Origin of the sequence: Morganella sp. GD04133 (assembly GCF_029835375.1) — a bacterium.
Lineage (GTDB): Bacteria > Pseudomonadota > Gammaproteobacteria > Enterobacterales > Enterobacteriaceae > Morganella > Morganella morganii_B.
Window position 1 is genome coordinate 1 of record NZ_JAODZS010000091.1, and the last position, 1,315, is coordinate 1,315.

Here is a 1,315-nt window from a genome sequence, read left to right on the forward strand (position 1 = left end):
CCGTACCAGACACAATTACCGGAGGAGTGATGACTAAGGAACAAGAGCAAGCTGAAAAAGTCAGAGTGCAGTTAGTCAATCTCGAAAACCTATCCCGTGATTTTCTGGAAAAACTTGCTGTGCATTTCGAGTCAGCGGTATTGGCTTTCAATGAAAAGCTCAAGAAAAAAGGAATTTTGAAATGACAGAGAAAACACAGAAGCTTAAGCCGTGCCCTTTTTGCGGGGGTCGCGGCGAATATTACCATGACGATGATTTGGGTCATTTGGTTCTCTGCTCTAACACTATTTGCCCATCAAACAAATTTGGTTATACAGATACCAATGAATCAATTTCCGCCTGGAACCGCAGAGCACCACAATGTGAGAAGGAGTAGGGGATGATAGGCGATATCGCAACCTGGATGTTTAAAATCAGCATGCACATATTCTGCGGCCTTGGTTTGGCTATGGCGTATGTGATTATCCGTTATTACGAACATGAAGCAGTATGGTTTCAATTCACGTTAAAAGCGGTTGCGTGGACTGCCGTAGTGTTCTGGTTTCTATCAATGGCATATGTCGGTATTTATTTGTTCAACAAAGTTTATTTACCGAGGTGAGCAGGAGGCTAAATGGAAATAAGCATGGTCAAAGGCGCTAACGGCGTATTTGTACCGGCATTTGAGCACGACCTACCGCGATTAACAAAGTTCAAAAACGGCGAAATGTACGCCTTCAATATCAAACTCTCCCGCAATCCATCCTTTCACCGAAAAATGTTCGCTTTCTTCAAGTTCTGCTTTGACCACTGGTGTGCGAATAACGCAGGTCTGGAGAATATGGACGAGCACAGCCAATTTGACCGCTTCAGGAAGGATCTGACGATACTTGCCGGATTCTATGATCAAACGGTCAGGCTAGACGGAAGTGTCCGCACAGAGGCAAAGAGCCTTGCTTACGGCGATATGGAATCAGACGAGTTTGAACGCTGTTATCACGCGATAGTCAATGCCGCATTAAAACACATCTTCCGGGGATGCAGTGACATCACTGAGAACCGGTTGCTGTCATTCTTTTAGGAGCAGGACGCATGAAAAGAACCTATATCAAAACCGCCGAACAGAAACAGGATGTATGCCTGCGGCTAGTCCGGAATCTTCGGCAGCTGGACAGCTTCACTATGAAGATGGCTTCATTGTCTGCTGAGTTAAATATCGTGATGGCGACAACGTTCGTCAAAATGATGGAAGACATCGGCAGTGTCCACGTGAGCCACAAACGCGGAAAGCAGGTCTATTACGTTTTTGATGATTATGCCGTATCAAAAATTAAGG

General features: G+C 45.2%; 4 protein-coding genes. All 4 read left to right on the forward strand.

Translation table 11 applies throughout. The features are described 5' to 3' along the window. Positions 1 to 185: hypothetical protein (locus N7387_RS21190; RefSeq protein WP_279800943.1), on the forward strand; the 185-nt coding region annotated here is incomplete at its 5' end. Between the two features lie 194 nt (positions 186 to 379). Then, positions 380 to 601, forward strand: coding sequence for a hypothetical protein (locus N7387_RS21195; protein WP_279800944.1), 222 nt, complete (start codon positions 380 to 382; stop codon positions 599 to 601). A gap of 12 nt (positions 602 to 613) precedes the next feature. Beyond that, positions 614 to 1,060: a DUF1367 family protein gene (locus N7387_RS21200; RefSeq protein ID WP_279800945.1), complete on the forward strand. Its 447-nt coding sequence runs from the start codon at positions 614 to 616 to the stop codon at positions 1,058 to 1,060. A gap of 11 nt (positions 1,061 to 1,071) precedes the next feature. Beyond that, positions 1,072 to 1,315: hypothetical protein (locus tag N7387_RS21205; RefSeq protein ID WP_279800946.1), on the forward strand; the 244-nt coding region annotated here is incomplete at its 3' end.